The following is an 18863-nucleotide window of genomic DNA, read 5'->3' as shown; positions in this document are numbered from 1 at the left end:
GCGAACGCGAACGGTCTGTGGAGGCCATGCTGTCCACAGACCGTTCGGCTCTCTCCGCGCGGTTCGGGTGCACCCGCCAGACTGACGGAATGATCTGGCCGTTCGTCTACACCCCGGGTACCCGGCTCTCCCTGGCCGAGCTGGCTGCTGCACGTCTCGACGGTGACGTCGTCGAGGTCGGCGAAGCATTCATGCCTGCGGACGTCGTCGAAGGACCCGAGATCCGGGCCGCATCGCTGCGCCCCCTCGTCGCGCCGGGCCTGGCCCTGACGCACGAATCGGCTGCCTGGGTCCACGGCGCGCTCGCGGACCCCCCGGTGCGGCACAGCGTGCAGCGCTGCACCGAGCGACGCCGGAACCACGTGCTCGATCATCGGCTGCACTACCGCGACCTTCAGCTTCCGGCGCGAGAGACCGTGCATCTGGGCGGGATGCCCGTGTCGAGCCGCGTCCGGACCCTGTGCGACCTGTTGCGCGCCGATGCCGCCGCCAGCGACGCGCCACGCGCGGGCGCCGTCGCGATGATCGCCGCGTTCCCCGGCATCCTCGACGAGGCGCATCGGTCGTTGGCGTCGAGCGGCCCCCTGCCGTTCAAACGGCAGGCCCTGGCCTGGCTGGAGCGCCCGCCGGTCAGGACGACGTGACGCGGTACACGTCGTAGACCGCGTCGATGCGCCGCACCGCGTTCAGCACGCGGTCGAGGTGGACGGTGTCGCCCATCTCGAACACGAACCTGCTGAGTGCGAGCCGATCGTTGTTGGTCTGCACCGACGCGGAGAGGATGTTGACGTGGTGCTCGCTGAGCACGCGCGTGACGTCGCTGAGGAGCCCGGCACGGTCGAGCGCTTCCACCTGGATCTGGACCAGGAAGAGACTCTTCGTCGTCGGCGCCCACGACACCTCGATGAGTCGTTCCGGATCGCGCATGAGCGACTCGACGTTCGTGCAGTCGGAGCGGTGCACCGACACGCCGCTCCCGCGGGTGACGAAGCCGACGATCTCATCACCCGGAACCGGCGTGCAGCACTTCGCGAGCTTCACGAGGATGTCGGGCGCGCCGCGGACGAGAACACCCGAGTCGCTGTCGCGCTTCTGGCGCGACCGTCCCACAGCCGGCAGCTGGATCGGGCCGGTGGAGGTGTCCTCCTCTGCCCGGACGAGCGCGGTGACCTTCTCGATCACCGACTGCGTCGAGACGTGTCCCTCGCCCACAGCCGCGTAGAGCGCAGTGACGTCCTCGTAGCGCAGCTGGTGCGCCACTTCCGTGAACGCGTCCTGCCCCATGAGGCGCTGGAGCGGCAGGTTCTGACGTCGCATCGCCCGAGCGATCGCGTCCTTGCCCTGCTCGACGGCCTCTTCGCGCCGCTCCTTCGTGAACCAGCCGCGGATCTTGTTGCGGGCCCGCGTGCTCTTGACGAATGTCAGCCAGTCCTGGCTCGGGCCGGCGTCGGGGTTCTTCGAGGTGAACACCTCGACGACATCGCCGCTGGAAAGGGTCGACTCGAGCGGCACGAGACGCCCGTTCACCTTCGCACCCATCGTGCGGTGGCCGATCTCGGTGTGCACGGCGTAGGCGAAGTCGACCGGGGTGGCCCCCGCCGGCAGGCCGATGACCCGCCCCTTCGGGGTGAAGACATAGACCTCCTTCGCGCCGATCTCGAATCGGAGCGAGTCGAGGAACTCCCCCGGGTCGGCCGTCTCGGCCTGCCAGTCGGAGATGTGGGCGAGCCACGCCATGTCGTTGTCGATCGCCTTGGCGTCGGCCTTGCCGCCCGCCATCCGCTCCTTGTACTTCCAGTGCGCCGCGACACCGAACTCGGCCTGCTGGTGCATCTCGTGGGTGCGGATCTGGATCTCGACCGTGCGACCACCCGGTCCGATCACGGTGGTGTGGAGAGACTGATACAGGTTGAACTTCGGGGTCGCGATGTAGTCCTTGAACCGCCCGGGCAAGGGCGTCCACCGCGCGTGGATCGAGCCGAGCACGGCGTAGCAGTCGCGGACCGTCGTCACCAGCACACGGATGCCGATGAGGTCGTAGATGTCGTCGAACTCGCGCCCGCGCACCACCATCTTCTGGTAGACGGAGTAGAGCTGCTTCGGTCGCCCCATGACGCGACCGCGGATGCGGAGCTCACGGAGATCCGTCTCGACGGCGTCGATCACGGTCTGCAGGTACTGCTCGCGCTGCGGGGTGCGCTGGGTGACGAGGCTGTCGATCTCGGCGTACAGCTTCGGATGCAGGACCGCGAAGGAGAGATCTTCGAGCTCGCTCTTGATGGCCTGGATACCCAGCCGGTGCGCGAGCGGCGCGTAGATCTCGAGGGTCTCGGTCGCCTTCTTCGCCGCTTTCTCCGGCGGCACGAAGCCCCAGGTACGCGCGTTGTGCAGCCGGTCGGCCAGTTTGATCAGCAGGACCCGGATGTCGCGCGACATCGCGACGATCATCTTGCGCACGGTCTCGGCCTGCGCGGCGTCGCCGTACTTGACCTTGTCGAGCTTCGTGACGCCGTCGACGAGCATGGCGACTTCGTCGCCGAACTCCGCCGTCAGCTGGTCCAGACCGTATGAGGTGTCCTCTACGGTGTCGTGGAGCAGCGCGGCTGCAATGGCCCTCGGGCCGAGGCCGAGCTCGGCGAGGATCTGGGCTACGGCGAGCGGATGCGTGATGTACGGCTCGCCGCTCTGACGCTTCTGCTGCGCGTGCGCCCGTGACGCCGTCTGATAAGCGCGATCGATGATCGCGATGTCGCCCTTGGGGTGATGTGCGCGCACCGTCCGGACGAGTTGCTCCAGCCCCTCCCGCGGCGCAGCGCGGGAGAAGATCCGAGGAACGAGACGCCGGAGCGAGCTCTGGGCAGGGGGCGGGGTGATCTCGGTCATACCCTCACCTCCGCCATGCAGACATCGATTCTACGCGCCCTCGCGGCGCTCAGGCCTCGACCGAAGCACGCTCGCGCGACTCGAGAACCCGGGTGTCGTTCGCCTTGATGGCGGGCTCGTTCTCGCGCAGCAGGGCGAACAGCGGCACCGCGACGAACAGCGTCGAGTAGGCGGCGACGAGCGTTCCGACGAAGATCGACAGCGAGATGTCGGTGAGGGTCTGAGCACCCAGCCAGAGCGCACCGATGAAGAGGATCGCACCGGTCGGAAGGGCCGCAACGATCGTCGTGTTGATCGAGCGCACGAGCGTCTGGTTGGCCGCCAGGTTGACCGACTCGCCGAACGTCCGCCCCGACTTCTCGCCGTCTTCGAACGTGTTCTCGCGGACCTTGTCGAACACGACCGTGGTGTCGTACAGCGAGTAGGACAGGATCGTGAGGAAGCCGATGACCGCCGCGGGAGAGATCTCGAACCCGAAGAGCGAGTAGACGCCCACGGTCACGACGAGCACGTCGACCAGGCCGATGATGGCGGCGACGGACATCTTCCAGGTGCGGAAGTACAGCGCCAGGATCAGGAACGTCAGCGCGAGGAAGATCGCCAGGCCCCACAGCGACTGTCGGGTGACGTCCTGGCCCCAGCTCGGCCCGATGAACGATGAGCTCACCTCGGCGGCCGGGACGTCGTACGCCTCGGCCAGTCGCGCCGTGACGTCGCGGGTCTCGGCGTCGGACATCTGGTCGGTCTGCACGCGCACAGCGTCCTCGCCGATCGTCGTCACCTTCGTCGTCGCGCCGGGCACGACCTCCTGCACCGCGTCGGTCGCGAGCAGCTGATCGGTGTTCGACACGTTCGTGACGGTGAACTGCGATCCGCCCGTGAACTCGATCGAGAACTGCGGCGGCTTGACCACGAGGACGAGCACCGAGCCCAGCACGAGGGCGGCGGCGATGATGAACCACAGCGTGCGACGGGCGACGAAGGGGAACGAGAGCTTCCCCGTGTAGAGGTCGTTGCCGAACCGATTGAAGAAACGCATCAGTGCTTGTCCCCCGTCGCATCGCGCTGGTCGCCTGCGGCCTGTTCAGCACGCTTGCGCTCCGCGATCGTCTGTCGCCGTTCGGCCTCACCACGCGACTTCGCTGCGCGGCGTCCTGCAGAGGTCTTCGCCGCCGCGGCGACCGGCTCGCGGAACTGCGCCCGTCCGCGGTACACGGCGCCCAGCGCGTCCGGGTCGAGACCCGACAGCTTGTGCCCCGACCCGAAGAACCGCGTGCGCACGAGCAGCTGCAGCACGGGATGCGTGAAGAGGATGAAGATCAGGATGTCGATCGCGGTCGTGAGCCCGAGGGTGAACGCGAAGCCCTTCACCGTCGAGTCGGCCAGGATGTACAGCACGACCGCGGCGAGGATGTTGATCGACTTCGAGATGAAGATGGTCCGCTTGGCACGGGACCAGCCGTCCTCGACCGCGCTCGTGATCGACTTGCCGTCGCGCAGCTCGTCTCTGATGCGTTCGAAGTAGACGATGAAGGAGTCTGCGGTGAAACCGATGGTCACGATGAGGCCCGCGACACCGGCCAGCGAGAGCCGGAAGCCCATGCGCCAGGCGAGGATCGTGAGCGCCGCGTAGGTGAGCACGGCCATGACCACCAGTGACGCGATGATGACGGTTCCGAGCGCCCGGTATACGACGAGCGAGTACACCGCGACGAGCGCGAGGCCGATGAGGCCGGCGATGAGACCGATCTGCAGCTGCTGGGAGCCGAGCGTCGCGGAGATCGTGTTGGTGCTCTGCACCTCGAAGCTCAGCGGCAGAGCACCGAACTTCAGCTGGTCGGCGAGCACCTTCGAGCTGTCCTGGTCGAACGTGCCCGTGATGGACGGCTTGCCGGTGAGGATGACGGCATCCATGGAGGGCGCCGACAGCACAGCGCCGTCGAGCACGAAGGCGAACTGGTTGAGCGGCGACTGCTGCCCGTAGAGTCGCTGGCTGATCTTGCCGAACGTCTCGGTGCCCTGCTGATCGAACGTGATGTTCACGGCCCAGCGACCGGTGCTCTGCTCGAGACCGTTCGTGGCGTTGTCGATGGACGAGCCGTCGAGCTCGACCGGGCCGAGGATGTACTTCGCGGTCCCGGTGCGGTCGCAGGTGACGAGCGGCTGATCGGCCGGTGCGTCCGCGGGGTCGTTCGCCGGATTCGCGCAGTCGTAGGCGAGGAACTGAGCCTGCAGCGCCTCGGTGATCCACGCCGGGTCGCTGCCATTGGACGGCGTCGTCGACGGGGTCGCCGGGAGGTTGGGATCGGGAGTCGGGTACGGCGTCTCGTTGCCGTCGTCGCCGACGAAGCTGGTGGCGGGTGAGCCGGTGTAGAGCACCGCGCGCAACTGCAGCTGGGCCGAGGCGTCGATACGCTCACGGGTCTCGTCATCGACCTCGCCCGGAAGCTGAACGACGATCTGGTTGCCGGCCTGCGTGGCGATGTCGGCCTCGACCAGGCCGGATGCGTCGACGCGCTGTCGGATGATGGACGCCGCCTGCTGCATCTGCTCGCTCGAGGGCGCCGCCCCGTCGGACTGCGCCTCGAGGATGATCTGCGTCCCGCCCTGGAGGTCGAGTGCGAGCTCCGGAGCCCACGAACTCGCCTTGAACACATAGACGCCGAGCGCGTTGATACCGAACAGGAGCGCCGTCAGGACCACGAGTCCGGTCAGCGCGCGCCAGGCACGGCGCACAGGTGTGGAAGTCGCCACGGGGAGGTCAGCTTTCGTCGAGCGAGCGCCGGGTCAGCGGCGGGTCAGGCGCGGGGCTTGTCGTCGCGGTCGGCCGCGCCCTCGGAAGCGGCGTCGGCGCGATCACGCGCGGCGTCGTCGCTGACCGAGGTGATCAGACCCTGCTCGACATCGGCGACGTACTCGTCGTGGTGCTCCTCAGCCTCGATGTACTCGTCCTCGGTGAGCGTTCCCTCTGCGGGGTCGACCACACGCAGGATCGCCTGGCTGTGCACCTCGACCTCGACGCCGGGCGCGAGCTCGACGCGAGCCGACTTCGAGAGGTCCTCGCCGTCGTACTCGACGATCGTGCCGTAGAAGCCGCCCTGCAGCAGCACCTTCGCTCCGGGAAGCAGCTGACGGGACTTCTCCGCCTGCTCCGCCTTCATCCGCTGCGCGCGACGGCGCTGGCTCCAGAACATGAAGACGATGAGCAGCGCGAGGATGATCAGCAGACCGTACTCGGCGAAGAACTGCACCGCCGGATTCGCGGGAGGGGCGTCGGCCGGGGTGGTGGCGAAGAAGAGCATGGAGGTGGGAGCACCTTTCACGGGTAGGCACGCGAAGAATGCGCACCCTCGGGATTCGTCGGCGAGAAGCCTTCAGCGATTATAGGTCATCGATCTCGAGCGCCCCGTCGGCGCGGGGAACGCCCAGGTGGCGGTAGGCCGAGGGCATCGCGACGCGGCCGCGCGGCGACCGGCCCACGAACCCGATGCGGACGAGGTACGGCTCGACGACCGACTCGATCGTCTCCGCTTCCTCCCCGACCGTGACCGCGAGGGTGTTGAGCCCGACGGGCCCACCGCCGAATCGGCGCACGAGTGCGTCGAGCACGGCACGGTCGAGCCGATCGAGGCCGATAGCGTCGACGTCGTACAGCTCGAGCGCGGCCGCGACATCCGCCTCCGTCGCACCCGCCGCCGTGTCACCGTGCACCACGACGAAGTCTCGGACGCGGCGCAGCAGGCGGTTCGCGATGCGCGGTGTGCCGCGGGAGCGGCGCGCGATCTCGGCCCGTGCGACGGCCGGGACGTCGACGGCGAGGACGCTCGCGGACCGCTGGATCACGCGTTCGAGCTCCTCCGGCTCGTAGTACTCCATGTGCGCGGTGAACCCGAACCGGTCGCGAAGCGGGTTGGGCAGGAGGCCCGACCGGGTCGTTGCGCCGACCAGGGTGAACGGGGCCAGCTCGAGAGGGATGCTGGTGGCACCGGCACCCTTGCCGACCATGATGTCGATGCGGAAGTCCTCCATCGCGAGGTACAGCATCTCCTCCGCCGAGCGCGCCATACGGTGGATCTCGTCGATGAAGAGCACCTCGCCGGGCACGAGGCTCGACAGCAGCGCCGCGAGATCGCCCGCGTGCTGGATCGCCGGGCCGCTCGACATCCGCAGCGGCCGGCCGCTCTCGTGGGCGACGATCATCGCGAGCGTCGTCTTCCCGAGACCGGGAGGTCCCGACAGCAGGATGTGGTCGGCTGGACGGTCCTGCATCGCGGCCGCCTGCAGAAGCAGCTCGAGCTGCCCGCGCACCTTCTGCTGTCCGACGAACTCCGCGAGCGAGGTCGGCCGTAGTGCCCCCTCGACGGCCAGTTCGGTCTCGTCGGCGGCGAGCTCGTGCGCGTCAGACACCGGTCTGCTCCGGTCGCGCCGGCCCGAGCTGCGCGAGCGCGAGCTTCAGCAGAGCAGGCACGGTCGCGGGGGCCGCAGCATCCGCCGTGACCTGCGCGACGGCATCCGCGGCCACGCGTTCGCTCCACCCCAGAGCCACGAGCGCTGCGACGACCTGACCCACGAGCGTCCCTCCCCCCGAGGGAGCGGACGCCGGCTGAGCAGACGGCACCGCCTGCAGCTTGCCCGCCAGCTGTACCACGATGAGCTTCGCGGTCTTGGGCCCGATGCCCGACACCCGTCGGAACGGGGCGTCGTCTTCGGCGGTGACCGCCTCGGCGATCTGAGCGACGCTCAGTGCCGACAGCACGCCGAGAGCCGACTTCGGTCCGACACCGGTCACGCCGATGAGCAGCAGGAAGACTCCGAGCTGCTCGCGCGTCTCGAAACCGAACAGCGAGAGCGCGTCCTCGCGGACGACGAGGTTCGTGTGCAGCACGATCTCATCGCCGACGTGGAACGAGCGCGGGATGTCGGGGGTCACGGCGACCGAGAACCCGACCCCGCCGACGTCGATGACGACGCTGTCGGACTCGAGGTGCAGCACGCTGCCGCGCAGGGAGGAGATCATGATCCGAGCCTAGGCGCCGCTTCGCAGCTATGTTCGAGCGACACGCGTCGCTCACCACCGGGTGGGAGCGTCAGCGCCGGGCCAGACGCTCGGCGTCCGCCCACGCCCGCTGCGCCGGAGTGAGCGCCGCTGTGCCGGACGACGACGCCGGGCCGCCGACGCCGCGTCGCCACGCATGGCAGATCGCGAGGGCCAGCGCATCAGCGGCATCCGCGGGCTGGGGCAGCGAGTCCAGGCGCAGCACGCGGGCGACCATCGTCTGCACCTGCAGCTTCTCCGCCGAGCCGTAGCCGGTGATCGCCGCCTTGACCTCGGAGGGCGTGTGGGTCGCGGCATCGAGGCCGCTCTCCGCGGCGACGAGCAGCGCGATGCCGCTCGCCTGCGCCGTCCCCATGACGGTGCTCCGGTTGTGCTGAGCGAAGACCCGCTCGACGGCGACGACGTGAGGCTGGTGCTCTGCGATGACCGCACGCAGGCCCGCTGCGATCGTCGCGAGCCGCCGCTCGATCGGCAGCTCGACGTCGGATCGGACGACCCCGACATGCACGAGGGCGGCGGATCGATCGCGGGCGACGTCGACGACGCCGACTCCGCATCGGGTGAGCCCGGGATCGACACCGAGCACGCGCAGAGAGGTCACTCCCCCACGGTACGTCTGCCGCAGCCGAGCGGAGCGGCGACAACCCGCGAAACGCGCAGTTCCCGACATCCGACGCAGAATGAGCTGCGCTGGATGCCGGGAACTGCGAGTGATGCCCGGACTGTTACTCGTCGTCGCTCTCGAGCTCGGCCTGCACCTCGGGGGTGAGGTCGAAGTTCGTGTAGACGTTCTGCACGTCGTCGCTGTCCTCGAGGGCGTCGATGAGACGGAACACCTTGCGGGCGGTGTCGGCGTCGACCTCCACCTTGAGCGAGGGGACGAACTCGACGTCGGCGGAGTCGTACTCGATGCCGGCGTCCTGCAGGGCGCTGCGCACCGACACGAGGTCGGAGGCCTCGGTGATGACGCCGAAGCCGTCGCCGTGCGGCTCGACCTCTTCCGCCCCCGCCTCGAGGACGGCGAGCATGACGTCGTCTTCGGTCGTGCCCTCGGACGGGACGACGATGACGCCCTTGCGGCTGAAGTTGTAAGCGACGCTGCCCGGGTCGGCCAGCGTTCCGCCGTTACGACTGAGAGCGGTGCGGACCTCGGCCGCGGCGCGGTTCTTGTTGTCGGTCAGACACTCGATGAGGAACGCGACGCCGTTCGGTCCGTAGCCCTCGTACATGATCGAGGAGTACTCGACGGCCTCGCCGCCGATACCGGCGCCACGCTTGATCGCGCGGTCGATGTTGTCTTTCGGGACCGAGGTCTTCTTGGCCTTCAGGACGGCGTCGAAGAGCGTGGGGTTGCCCTGCAGATCGGGGCCGCCGAGCTTCGCAGCAACCTCGATGTTCTTGATGAGCTTGGCCCACGACTTGGCACGGCGCGCGTCGACGACGGCTTTCTTGTGCTTGGTCGTGGCCCATTTGGAGTGACCGGACATGCGCTCGATCTTACCGGGCGGATGCGCGCGCCTCGCGGACGTGCGCGAGGAACCTCTCATGGAAGCGGCGCTCGCCCGAGACCTCCGGGTGGAAGGCCGTCGCGAGCAGACGACCCTGCTCGACCGCGACGACCCCGCCATCCGGCAGGGTCGCGAGCGACCGCACCTGCGGCCCGAGCTCGGTGACGAGGGGCGCTCGGATGAACGCCGCGTGGACGGGCGCGTCCCAGCCCGCGACGGCGAGCGCCGTCTCGAACGAGTCGGTCTGTCCGCCGAAGGCGTTCCGCCGCACGGTCACATCGAGCCCGCCGAAGGTCTCCTGACCCGCGATCGCCCCGTCGACGCGGTCGGCGAGCAGGATGAGCCCGGCGCAGGTGCCGTAGACCGGCTTGCCCGCCGTGATCGCGTCGCGGATGGGCTGCTGCATCCCGAACGCGCGTGCCAGCTTGTCGATGACGCTCGACTCCCCGCCGGGGAGGACGAGACCGTCCACCGCCGCCAGGTCGCCGGGACGACGGACGAGGGATGCCGTCGCGCCGAGCTCCATGAGCACGCGCAGGTGTTCGCGGACGTCTCCCTGCAGGGCGAGGACTCCGACGCGCGGCGGCATCCCTTCGTTCACCGACTCACCAGCCGCGATCGGCGAGACGGTGCGGAGCAGGCAGATCGGAGACGTTGATGCCGACCATCGCCTCGCCGAGTCCGCGCGAGGCCTCGGCGACGACGGCGGCGTCATCGTGGAAGGTCGTCGCCTTCACGATGGCCGCGGCACGGCGCGCGGGGTCGCCCGACTTGAAGATGCCGGAACCCACGAAGACGCCGTCCGCGCCGAGCTGCATCATCATCGCAGCGTCGGCAGGGGTGGCGACACCGCCCGCGGTGAAGAGCACGACGGGCAGGGTGCCGGTGGCCGCGACCTCGGCGACGAGGTCGTACGGCGCCTGGAGCTCCTTCGCCGCGACGTACAGCTCGTCGGGGCTCTTCGCCTGCAGAGCACGGATCTCGGCGGTGATCGTGCGGATGTGGCGCGTCGCCTCCGAGACGTCGCCCGTGCCGGCCTCGCCCTTGGACCGGATCATCGCGGCCCCCTCCGTGATGCGGCGCAGAGCCTCGCCGAGGTTGGTGGCACCGCACACGAACGGGACGGTGAAGCCCCACTTGTCGATGTGGTGCGTGTAGTCGGCCGGCGACAGCACTTCGGACTCGTCGATGTAGTCCACACCGAGTTCCTGGAGCACGCGCGCTTCCACGAAGTGCCCGATGCGGGCCTTCGCCATCACGGGGATCGATACCGACGCGATGATCTCGTCGATCAGGTCGGGGTCGCTCATGCGCGCCACCCCGCCCTGGGCGCGTATGTCGGCGGGGACGCGCTCGAGTGCCATGACGGCCACGGCGCCGGCATCCTCCGCGATCCGTGCTTGATCGGCGGTGACGACGTCCATGATGACGCCGCCCTTCAGCATCTCTGCGAGGCCGCGCTTGACGCGTGATGATCCGGTGACGGTCTGGTCGTTCGACACGATGGGCTCCGATCCGGCCGTTTCTCGGGATGCAGTTCGGCCTAGGCCAAAAAGTAGCATGGCATCCGACATAAGATCGTCCCGATGACTTCCCGTGACACGATCACCGGACACACGGCGGGTGAGATCGCCGACAGCGTCCGGATGCTGCTCGAGCGAGGCTCCCTGCGCGCGGACGACGCTCTGCCGCCGGTGCGCGCCCTGGCGGAGCAGCTCGGCGTCAACCGGAACACCGTGGTCGCCGCCTACCGGCTCCTCGCGCAGGCCGGCGTCGTCGTGGCCCGCGGCCGCGGCGGAACGCGTATCGCCGAGGTCTCCCCCGTCGCCGCCGAGGGCGTGGCCGCCGACACGGTGCTGCGCGACGTCGGGTCGGGGAATCCGGATCCTGCTCTCATCCCCGATCCGCGCGACGTGCTCGGCCGAGTCGCCGGACGCCCCGTCCTGTACGGCGAACCGGTCATCGACGCCGGTCTCGCAGCCTGGGCCAGGAACTGGTTCGCCGCTGACACGGCAGCGGATGCCGACATCCACCTCACCGTCACCGGTGGCGCCGTCGACGCCGTCGAGCGCCTCCTGGCGCAGGCTCTCACCCGCGACGACGCAGTTGCCCTCGAAGACCCGTGCTTCCTCGCGAGCATCCACACGGTGCGCCTCGCCGGCTACCGCGCGATCCCGGTGCCCGTCGACAGCGAGGGCATGACGGTCGATGGGCTGCGAGCAGCCCTGGATGCGGGCGCCCGCGCCGTCGTCATCACCCCGCGAGCGCAGAATCCCACCGGTGCGAGCCTGTCGGCCGAGCGCGCGGCAGCCCTGCGCGCGGTACTGGCCGATCATCCGTTCGTCCTCGTCATCGAGGACGACCACTTCTCCCTCCTGTCGACCCAGCCGTACCGCTCAGTCATCGGCGACCAGCACGAACGCTGGGCACGGGTGCGCTCGGTGTCGAAGTTCCTCGGACCGGACATGTGCCTCGCGGTCACGGCATCCGACCCCACGACCGCGGAACGCCTGGCCCTGCGCCTCGGCTCGGGCACCACGTGGGTCAGCCACCTGCTGCAGCGACTGACCCACGCTCTCGTCTCGGACGACACCGCCGCCGGCACGATCGCCGCCGCTCGGGCTCACTACGCCGACCGCAACAGCGCCTTCGCAGCCGAGCTGACGCGCGCGGGCCTCCCCTGCGCAGCCGGTGACGGACTCAGTCTCTGGATCGAGGTACCCGGCACCGCCCGCTCCGTCGCCGACGCCCTGATGCGCCGGGGCTGGCTCGCGCGCACCGGCGACGAATTCCGGCTGGCCGACGACGCACCCTCGCGCCACCTGCGGCTGACCGTGCACGACCTGAACGACGCCGACGCCGCACTGCTCACGCGCGACCTCGTCGCATCCGCCCTCCCCTCTCGAAAGGCATGACCCCATGAAGGTGCTCTCGATCCAGTCGGCCGTCGCATACGGACACGTCGGCAACTCCGCCGCGGTGTTCCCGCTGCAGCGCATCGGCGTGGAGGTCATGCCGGTCTACACGGTGAACTTCTCCAACCACACCGGGTACGGCGCCTGGGGTGGCCCGATGATCAGCCCGGACGACGTCCGCGCCGTCATCGCGGGTGTCGAGGATCGCGGCGCCTTCCCGCAGATCGACGTCGTCCTGTCGGGCTACCAGGGGGGCGAGGGCATCGCCGACGTCATCCTCGACACCGTCGCGCGTGTCAAGGCCGCGAACCCGGATGCCGTCTACGCGTGCGACCCCGTCATGGGCAACGCGAAGTCCGGGTGCTTCGTGGCGCCCGCGATCCCGATCCTGCTCCGCGAGCGCGTCGTGCCGGCCGCAGACATCATCACCCCGAACCAGTTCGAGCTCGGCTTCCTGACCGAGACCGAGCCGACCGATCTCGACTCGACTCTCGCCTCCGTCGACGCCGCCCGCGCGATGGGTCCGCGCACCGTGCTCGTGACGAGCGTCGAGCGACCGGACCGGCCCGAAGGCACGATCGAGATGCTCGCCGCGGACGACGCCGGGGCTTGGATCGTCCGCACGCCCCACATTCCCATGAAGGCGAACGGATCCGGCGATGTGACGGCGGCCCTGTTCACCGCTCACTACCGCAGCACCGGCTCCGCAGCCGAGGCGCTGGCGCGCACGACCTCGAGCGTGTTCGACCTGCTCACGCGTACGCACGAGTCGGGCGAGCGCGAACTCCAGCTCGTCGAGAGCCAGGAGGCCTACGCGCACCCGCGGATGCAGTTCACGGTCGAGCGGGTGCGCTGACCGGCGTCACTGCTGTCCGCCGGACTCCGTCCACGCCTGCTCCCACTGCGGAGCGTCGTCCGGGCAGAGGAACCGCGTGCCGAAGACCATGATGCTCACGGCGCCCTCGCGCGACGCGTCGTCGACGGCGAGGCTCTGGATGAGCGGCGACGACGTGACGTGCATCTGGAACACGTTCTGGTCGACCTCGTGCCCGTTGAGGATGGAGGTCTCGCACGCGTCCAGGGCAAGGGCGAGCGTCACGGTCTCGGCCTGCTCGGACCACTGTCCGCCGTTCGCCTCGAGGTGCGCGCGCTGTTGGGCGACGAGCTCCTGCTGCGCGGGCGTCTTCGCGGTGAGCGTGGGCTGTCCCACCGGCTGCTGCTGCTCCGCGATGAAGGCGTCGCGCTCGGCGAGAGCGTCGCCTGCGTCGGGGGTCGCAGCCGAGCTCTCCTCCTGCGCGGACGCCGTCGGAGCCGGAGTCGGAGTCCCCTCCGAAGAGCCCGCATCACTCGCGGGCGTGCACCCCGCCAGGGCGACCACGCCCAGGACGGCCAGTGCGGCGAGGGTCGCGGTACGGGGACGGGCGGTGATCGACATGGCGCCTCCTCAGTGAGCGCTCAGGTTATCGTCCCCGCAGCGCCCCGCGGCGGGGCTTGCGCTCGGGGTCGAGCACGAGGAAGGAGTGGTCAGTCGGTCGGCCAGGCGCCCGCGACCGCTTCGCGGACCTCGCCGAGCAGCTGCGGGAGTGCCTTCGTCTTCGCGATGATCGGGAAGAAGTTCGCGTCGGTCGCCCACCGGGGCACGACGTGCTGGTGCAGGTGCCCGTCGACGCCGGCGCCCGCGACCGCGCCCTGATTCATCCCGAGGTTGAAACCGTCGCACCGCGACACCTCCCGCAGCACGCGCATGGCCGTCTGCGTCAGCGCACCGATCTCGGCCACCTCCTCAGCGGTCGCGAGGTCGTACGTCGGGATGTGCCGGTACGGGCACACCAGCAGGTGACCCGAGTTGTACGGGAAGAGGTTCAGCAGCACGTAGGCGGTGCGCCCCCGCGCGACGATGAGGCCGTCGGCATCCGACTTGCCGGGCGCCGCGCAGAAAGGGCACTCGTCGCGCAGCGGCTCGGGACCGGCCTGGATGTACGCCATCCGGTGCGGTGTCCACAGCCGCTGGAACTCGTCGGGCACCCCGGCCAGGCGCGCGGCGTCCTCGACAGGGCGCGGGGTGTCCGACGAGCCCGTCACGCGAGCTGTCCCGCAGCGTCCAGGTGCTCCGCCGTGTCGACGAGCGTGCGGTTCGCGATGGCCGCCAGGATGCGCTCGACGGCTTCGTCCACGGCGACGCCGTTGGTCTGCGATCCGTCGCGGAAGCGGAACGAGACCGTGCCTCCGGCGCGGTCCTGTTCGCCCGCGATGAGCTGCAGCGGAACCTTCTGCGTGGTGTGGGTGCGGATCTTCTTCTGCATCCGGTCATCCGAGCGGTCGAGCTCGGCACGGACGCCGGCCTTGCGCAGACGCGAGACGATCTCCTGCAGGTACGGCGCGTAGTCGTCGGCGACGGGGATGCCGACGACCTGCACGGGCGCGAGCCAGACCGGGAAGGCACCCGCGTAGTGCTCGAGCAGGATCGCGAAGAAGCGTTCGATCGACCCGAACAGAGCACGGTGGATCATCACCGGGCGGTGCTTCTCGCCGTCAGGGCCGGTGTACTCGAGTTCGAAACGCTCGGGCTGATTGAAATCGAGCTGGATGGTCGACATCTGCCAGGTGCGGCCGATCGCATCGCGGGCCTGCACCGAGATCTTCGGGCCGTAGAACGCCGCGCCGCCGGGATCCGGAACGAGCTCGAGACCCGACCCCTCGGCGACACGCCGGAGCGTCTCGGTCGCATGCTGCCAGAGGGAGTCGTCGCCGATGAACTTCGGGTTGCCCTCCTCCTTCGTCGACAGCTCGAGGTAGAAGTCGTTGAGTCCGTAGTCGCGCAGAGTCTGCAGCACGAACTCGAGGCTCCGCACGAGCTCGTCCTCGACCTGGTCGGGGGTGACGTAGATGTGAGTGTCGTCCTGGGTCATGCCGCGCACGCGGGTGAGCCCGGACAGCGTGCCGCTCTTCTCGTAGCGGTAGACCGAACCGAACTCGCTGAGCCGCAGCGGCAGCTCGCGGTAGCTGCGTCCGCGCGAGCGGAAGATCAGGTTGTGGAACGGGCAATTCATCGGCTTGAGGTAGTACTCCTGCCCCTGCCGCGTCACGTTGCCCTCGGCGTCGACGGTCTCATCGAGCTTCATGGGCGGGTACATGCCGTCGGCATACCACTGCAGGTGGCCGCTCGTCATGAACAGATCGCCCTTGGTGATGTGCGGCGTGTTCACGACCTCGTAGTCGTTCGCGAGCAGCTGCTCGCGCATGTAGCGCTCGATCTCGTAGCGGATGATGCCGCCCTTGGGGTGGAACACGGACAGGCCGGGGCCGATCTCGTCGGGGAACGAGAACAGGTCGAGCTCGACGCCGAGCTTGCGGTGATCGCGGCGGGCCGCCTCGGCCAGGCGCTCCTGGTACGCGCGCAGTTCGTCCTTCGACGGCCACGCGGTGCCGTAGATGCGCTGCAGCTGCGGGTTCTTCTCGCTGCCGCGCCAGTAGGCGGCCGCCACCCGGGTCAGATCCCAGCCGTTGCCGACCATACGGGTGCCGGGCACGTGCGGTCCGCGGCAGAGGTCCTTCCAGGCGGTCTCCCCGTCGCGGGTGACGTTGTCGTAGATCGTCAGCTCACCGGCGCCGATCTCGGCCGACGCGCCCTCGGCGGCATCAGCGCCCGACCCGGGGCCGCCGGCGAGGTCGACGAGCTCGAGCTTGAAGGGCTCGTCGGCGAGCTCGGCGCGCGCCTCGTCAGCGGTGACGACCCGGCGGACGAACCGCTGGTTCTCGCGGGCGATGCGCTCCATCTCCTTCTTGATCGACTTGAGGTCCTCCGGAGTGAAGGGCTCATCGACGCCGAAGTCGTAGTAAAAGCCGTCCTCGATGGGCGGTCCGATCCCGAGGTTCGACTGCGGCCGGATGCGCTGCACGGCCTGGGCCAGCACGTGCGCCGTCGAGTGGCGGAGGATCGCGAGACCGTCGGGGCTCGATACGGTCACCGGCTCGACGGCATCCGTCTCGGCGACGACCGTCGCGAGGTCCTTCAGATCGCCGTTGACGCGCAGAGCGACGACGGAGCGGTCGGGGAAGAGGGCGAAGCCGTCGGCGGGGTACGACACGTCCGACGGGGAAACGACGTCAGTCAAGGGAACATCTCCAGATGGGTGGCTCGGATCAAGGCTACTCAGCTTCGGACGCTCGCCGCGTCCCGCCCGCTCAGGCCGAGAGCGTTCGGCCGGCGGCGACGAAGCGGGTGAGCACACGGGCTCCGATCCGGCGTCGTTCCATGCGTCGATCCTACTCGTGAGCGTCGGCGACTTCAGAGCGGGCCCCGAGGGCCCATGATGGATGCCGTGAAGCTCGCCATCGCCGGAGCCGCACTGCTGCTCGTGGCGGCGGGCGCGGTCGTCAGCGGCATCCTGCCCCCGAGCGAGCTCGTCGGGATCGTCGAGCGGGTCGCGCCGATCCTCGCCTTCGTGGTCGCCGTCACGATCGTGGCGGAGCTGGCGGCGAAGGCCGGCGTGTTCGACGTCGCGGCCGGCCGGCTCGCCCGCGCCTCCCGGGGCCGGACCATTGTGCTCTGGCTCCTCGTCGTGGCGCTCGCCGTCGTCGCCACGGCCTTCCTCTCGCTCGACACGACCGCGGTGCTGCTCACCCCGGTCGTCGTCGCCGTCGCACGCGCCAACGGACTGCCGCCGCTGCCCTTCGCCTTCACAACGGTGTGGCTCGCGAACACCGCTTCGCTCGTGCTCCCCGTGTCGAACCTCACCAACCTGCTGGCCCTCAGCCGGCTGCCCGAGGGCGGCCCCCTGGCGTTCCTCGCGCTGATGGGGCCGTCTGCAGCCGTCGCGATCCTCGTGACGGTCGCGCTACTGTTCGCCGTCCACCGGCGCTCGCTCGTCGGGCGCTTCGAGCCCGCGCCTGTGCCGCGCGTCACCGACCGGATGCAGCTGGTCGTGGCATCCGTCGTCGTCCTCGCACTCATGCCGGCCCTCGTCAGCGGGCTGGAGCCGTGGATCCCGGCGACGGTCGCCGCGATTCTGCTCATCGGACTCTTCGCATGGCGATCGCCTCGCGGGCTCTCCGCGCGCCTCGTCCCGTGGCAGCTGCTCGTGTTCGCGGCGGGACTGTTCACCGCCATGGCGGCGCTCGAGTCCCTCGGCTCCGCAGCGGTGGTGTCGCTGGTCGCCGGAGAGGCCGGCGGGCCGTTCGAGCTGTGGCGCATGGCGGGCACCGCCCTCGTCGCGGCGAACACCGTCGACAACCTGCCCGCGTACCTGCTGCTCGAGTCGGCGGCGGGAACCCCGGAGCGTCTCGGCGCGCTGCTCGTCGGTGTCAATGCGGGACCGCTCATCACCCCGTGGGCGTCGCTTGCGACGCTGCTCTGGCACGAGCGGCTGCACGCGGTGGGTGTCGACGTCCCCTGGCGGCGCTTCATCCTCTGGGGCCTCGTTGCGGCACCGCTCGCCGTCGGCTTGTCGGTCCTGCCGCTCGCACTGCGCTGAGCCTCACCTCGCCCGGCCGTAGCCACTAGAGGTGTCGAGGCTCACGTCAGGGTGAGGTCGACCTGGATCTCACCCGCGAGACGCTCGAGGTCCGCCACGATGTCGGCGGCGTCGAAGTCCGCGGGCAGGCGGACCACGAGAGTCGCCTCGAACAGCGTGCCGCCCGCCATCGGAGCGTCGAGGGTGCGGCTGGTCAGCGCGTCGATGCTCAGCGCGTGGGCGCCGATCGCGTCGCTCACCTCGCGCACGATTCCGGGACGGTCGTTGCCGAGCACCGTGAAACGCAGCACCTGCCCGCTCGCGACGACTGGCGTCAACGGCTGGTGTGTCGTGATGCGCAGCAAGCCGTCCAGACGCTCGAGCGCCTCGACGAGGCCGGCCTCGCGATCGGCGGGCACCTCCACCAGCACGATCCCCGCGAAGGCGCCGGCGAGCTCCGCGAGTTCGCTGCGCTCCCAGTTGCCGCCGTGCGCCGCGACGGTGTCGGCGAGCGTGCGGACGAGTCCGACTCGGTCGTCTCCGACGACGGTGAGCACGAGCTGAGTCATGGCGCCGAGCCTAACCGGCGGAGAACTCCGGCGCAGCGGAGATCCAGGTCACGGACCCGCAAACGACAAAACCCCCGGCAGAACCGGGGGTTTCTCGGTGCGCGATACTGGGATCGAACCAGTGACCTCTTCCGTGTCAGGGAAGCGCGCTACCGCTGCGCCAATCGCGCCTATACAGGCTGTTCAGTTATGAGGCGAGGTGGCGACGGGATTCGAACCCGTGTAAACGGCTTTGCAGGCCGGTGCCTAGCCGCTCGGCCACGCCACCGTGTGTGGTTCTGACCCACGTGCCGGATCACCCTGACGGGAGATCCTCGCACTCGAGCGGATGACGAGATTCGAACTCGCGACCCTCACCTTGGCAAGGTGATGCGCTACCACTGCGCTACATCCGCATTTCGTTCCGGATCGCTCCGGCACTTGTTAAACATTAGCCGACGATCGCACGAGTGCAAAACCGGCGTCGCCCCGCGCGTGTC

Annotated in this window: 18 protein-coding genes and 3 tRNA genes; 4 read left to right on the top strand and 17 right to left on the bottom strand. The window is 69.3% G+C overall.

Translation table 11 applies throughout. The annotated features are described in order from the left end of the window. Positions 1-89: 89 nt before the first annotated feature. Positions 90-644: an SAM-dependent methyltransferase gene (locus tag DO944_RS02260; RefSeq protein ID WP_258524534.1), complete on the top strand. Its 555-nt coding sequence runs from the start codon at positions 90-92 to the stop codon at positions 642-644. Here the strand turns inward: DO944_RS02260 and DO944_RS02255 are convergent. The 10 genes from DO944_RS02255 to pdxS form a co-directional block, all read right to left on the bottom strand. Further along, positions 631-2883, bottom strand: coding sequence for a bifunctional (p)ppGpp synthetase/guanosine-3',5'-bis(diphosphate) 3'-pyrophosphohydrolase (locus tag DO944_RS02255; protein ID WP_112614264.1), 2253 nt, complete (start codon positions 2881-2883; stop codon positions 631-633). The two genes, DO944_RS02260 and DO944_RS02255, sit on opposite strands and share 14 nt — an antisense overlap. A 49-nt stretch (positions 2884-2932) precedes the next feature. Beyond that, positions 2933-3922, bottom strand: a complete 990-nt coding sequence (gene secF, locus DO944_RS02250) for a protein translocase subunit SecF (protein ID WP_112614262.1) — start codon at positions 3920-3922, stop codon at positions 2933-2935. After that, complete coding sequence (secD, locus tag DO944_RS02245) at positions 3922-5637, bottom strand: protein translocase subunit SecD (RefSeq protein ID WP_112614229.1); 1716 nt, start codon at positions 5635-5637, stop codon at positions 3922-3924. The genes secF and secD overlap by 1 nt, the downstream gene beginning before the upstream one ends. Before the next feature lie 44 nt (positions 5638-5681). Beyond that, positions 5682-6185 carry a preprotein translocase subunit YajC gene (gene yajC, locus DO944_RS02240; RefSeq protein WP_112614227.1) on the bottom strand — a complete coding sequence of 168 codons (504 nt, stop codon included), beginning with the start codon at positions 6183-6185 and terminating at the stop codon, positions 5682-5684. A 79-nt stretch (positions 6186-6264) separates the two neighbouring features. Then, positions 6265-7290: a Holliday junction branch migration DNA helicase RuvB gene (gene ruvB, locus DO944_RS02235; protein ID WP_112614224.1), complete on the bottom strand. Its 1026-nt coding sequence runs from the start codon at positions 7288-7290 to the stop codon at positions 6265-6267. After that, positions 7283-7900 (bottom strand): Holliday junction branch migration protein RuvA, encoded by a 618-nt coding sequence (ruvA, locus tag DO944_RS02230; RefSeq protein ID WP_112614222.1) that lies wholly within the window; start codon positions 7898-7900, stop codon positions 7283-7285. Before ruvA ends, ruvB begins: the two co-directional genes overlap by 8 nt. Before the next feature lie 70 nt (positions 7901-7970). Continuing rightward, positions 7971-8540, bottom strand: a complete 570-nt coding sequence (gene ruvC / locus DO944_RS02225) for a crossover junction endodeoxyribonuclease RuvC (RefSeq protein ID WP_258524533.1) — start codon at positions 8538-8540, stop codon at positions 7971-7973. Positions 8541-8664: 124 nt separating this feature from the next. Next, positions 8665-9426 (bottom strand): YebC/PmpR family DNA-binding transcriptional regulator, encoded by a 762-nt coding sequence (locus tag DO944_RS02220; RefSeq protein ID WP_112614218.1) that lies wholly within the window; start codon positions 9424-9426, stop codon positions 8665-8667. A 10-nt stretch (positions 9427-9436) separates the two neighbouring features. After that, positions 9437-10036 (bottom strand): pyridoxal 5'-phosphate synthase glutaminase subunit PdxT, encoded by a 600-nt coding sequence (gene pdxT / locus DO944_RS02215; protein WP_112614216.1) that lies wholly within the window; start codon positions 10034-10036, stop codon positions 9437-9439. Between the two features lie 16 nt (positions 10037-10052). Continuing rightward, on the bottom strand, positions 10053-11021 hold the full coding sequence (pdxS, locus tag DO944_RS02210; protein ID WP_396652008.1) for a pyridoxal 5'-phosphate synthase lyase subunit PdxS: 969 nt from the start codon (positions 11019-11021) through the stop codon (positions 10053-10055). A 12-nt stretch (positions 11022-11033) separates the two neighbouring features. Between pdxS and DO944_RS02205 the strand changes: the two genes are divergently transcribed. Both DO944_RS02205 and pdxY read left to right on the top strand, forming a co-directional pair. Then, positions 11034-12362, top strand: a complete 1329-nt coding sequence (locus DO944_RS02205; RefSeq protein WP_112614214.1) for an aminotransferase class I/II-fold pyridoxal phosphate-dependent enzyme — start codon at positions 11034-11036, stop codon at positions 12360-12362. 4 nt (positions 12363-12366) lie between these two features. Further along, entirely contained in the window at positions 12367-13218 is an 852-nt protein-coding gene (gene pdxY, locus DO944_RS02200; protein WP_112614212.1) for a pyridoxal kinase PdxY, read from the top strand. Between the two features lie 6 nt (positions 13219-13224). Here pdxY and DO944_RS02195 read toward each other — a convergent pair whose 3' ends face one another. The 3 genes from DO944_RS02195 to thrS form a co-directional block, all read right to left on the bottom strand. Then, positions 13225-13797 (bottom strand): hypothetical protein, encoded by a 573-nt coding sequence (locus DO944_RS02195; protein ID WP_112614210.1) that lies wholly within the window; start codon positions 13795-13797, stop codon positions 13225-13227. A gap of 89 nt (positions 13798-13886) precedes the next feature. Continuing rightward, on the bottom strand, positions 13887-14444 hold the full coding sequence (locus DO944_RS02190) for an HIT domain-containing protein (protein WP_181574121.1): 558 nt from the start codon (positions 14442-14444) through the stop codon (positions 13887-13889). Continuing rightward, entirely contained in the window at positions 14441-16477 is a 2037-nt protein-coding gene (gene thrS, locus DO944_RS02185) for a threonine--tRNA ligase (protein ID WP_112614208.1), read from the bottom strand. Before thrS ends, DO944_RS02190 begins: the two co-directional genes overlap by 4 nt. A 198-nt stretch (positions 16478-16675) precedes the next feature. On the opposite strand from thrS, the gene DO944_RS02180 reads away from it, so the two are divergent. Then, a complete protein-coding gene (locus DO944_RS02180; protein WP_258524563.1) occupies positions 16676-17836 on the top strand; it encodes an SLC13 family permease in 1161 nt (386 codons plus the stop codon). 41 nt (positions 17837-17877) lie between these two features. On the opposite strand, the gene DO944_RS02175 is transcribed toward DO944_RS02180, so the two are convergent. From DO944_RS02175 to DO944_RS02160, 4 genes are all read right to left on the bottom strand, one after another. Next, on the bottom strand, positions 17878-18384 hold the full coding sequence (locus tag DO944_RS02175; protein WP_112614204.1) for a glycine cleavage system protein R: 507 nt from the start codon (positions 18382-18384) through the stop codon (positions 17878-17880). Positions 18385-18482: 98 nt separating this feature from the next. After that, positions 18483-18554 (bottom strand) — tRNA-Val (locus tag DO944_RS02170). 27 nt (positions 18555-18581) lie between these two features. Beyond that, positions 18582-18652, bottom strand: a tRNA-Cys gene (locus DO944_RS02165). A 55-nt stretch (positions 18653-18707) separates the two neighbouring features. Then, positions 18708-18779 (bottom strand) — tRNA-Gly (locus DO944_RS02160). Between the last annotated feature and the right edge of the window lie 84 nt (positions 18780-18863).

Origin of the sequence: Microbacterium sp. SMR1, assembly GCF_003289625.1 — a bacterium.
Lineage (GTDB): Bacteria > Actinomycetota > Actinomycetes > Actinomycetales > Microbacteriaceae > Microbacterium > Microbacterium plantarum.
The sequence above is the reverse complement of the archived record's forward strand: the minus strand, read 5'-3'. Positions and strand labels throughout refer to the sequence as shown.

Coding starts and splice junctions, on each gene's coding strand:
- DO944_RS02260 (WP_258524534.1), top strand. CDS start 90: ATGATCTGGCCGTTCGTCTACACCCCGGGTACCCGGCTCTCCCTGGCC.
- DO944_RS02255 (WP_112614264.1), bottom strand. CDS start 2,883: ATGACCGAGATCACCCCGCCCCCTGCCCAGAGCTCGCTCCGGCGTCTC.
- secF (WP_112614262.1), bottom strand. CDS start 3,922: ATGCGTTTCTTCAATCGGTTCGGCAACGACCTCTACACGGGGAAGCTC.
- yajC (WP_112614227.1), bottom strand. CDS start 6,185: ATGCTCTTCTTCGCCACCACCCCGGCCGACGCCCCTCCCGCGAATCCG.
- ruvA (WP_112614222.1), bottom strand. CDS start 7,900: ATGATCTCCTCCCTGCGCGGCAGCGTGCTGCACCTCGAGTCCGACAGC.
- DO944_RS02220 (WP_112614218.1), bottom strand. CDS start 9,426: ATGTCCGGTCACTCCAAATGGGCCACGACCAAGCACAAGAAAGCCGTC.
- pdxT (WP_112614216.1), bottom strand. CDS start 10,036: ATGCCGCCGCGCGTCGGAGTCCTCGCCCTGCAGGGAGACGTCCGCGAA.
- pdxS (WP_396652008.1), bottom strand. CDS start 11,021: ATGTCGGATGCCATGCTACTTTTTGGCCTAGGCCGAACTGCATCCCGA.
- DO944_RS02205 (WP_112614214.1), top strand. CDS start 11,034: ATGACTTCCCGTGACACGATCACCGGACACACGGCGGGTGAGATCGCC.
- pdxY (WP_112614212.1), top strand. CDS start 12,367: ATGAAGGTGCTCTCGATCCAGTCGGCCGTCGCATACGGACACGTCGGC.
- DO944_RS02195 (WP_112614210.1), bottom strand. CDS start 13,797: ATGTCGATCACCGCCCGTCCCCGTACCGCGACCCTCGCCGCACTGGCC.
- DO944_RS02180 (WP_258524563.1), top strand. CDS start 16,676: ATGGATGCCGTGAAGCTCGCCATCGCCGGAGCCGCACTGCTGCTCGTG.
- DO944_RS02175 (WP_112614204.1), bottom strand. CDS start 18,384: ATGACTCAGCTCGTGCTCACCGTCGTCGGAGACGACCGAGTCGGACTC.